We start from the raw sequence: 235 nt of genomic DNA on the forward strand, positions 1-235 counted from the left end.
GTCCCCAAAGAGAACGTGCTGGGCGATCCGGCGCATGGGTTCAAATCCATGATGGTCGGTTTGGCAGAAGAGCGCCTGACCGGTGCGGTCTCTTATGTCGCACGCGCAGAGCGGTCGTTTGAGATCACCCTGGAATATGTCAAAGACCGCAACGCCTTTGGGCGCCCCATCGGTGCCTTTCAGAACACCCGTTTCAAAATGGCCGAAATGCGCACCCAACTGGATGTGGCATGGG

General features: G+C 57.9%; 1 protein-coding gene. It reads left to right on the forward strand.

Going from position 1 to position 235, the window contains the following annotated elements; all coding sequences use genetic code 11:
• Positions 1–235: acyl-CoA dehydrogenase family protein (locus Q4528_RS16200; protein WP_303522795.1), on the forward strand; the 235-nt coding region annotated here is incomplete at both ends.

The sequence above is a fragment of the Staphylococcus pasteuri genome (assembly GCF_030547725.1).
Classification (GTDB): Bacteria; Bacillota; Bacilli; order Staphylococcales; family Staphylococcaceae; genus Staphylococcus; species Staphylococcus pasteuri.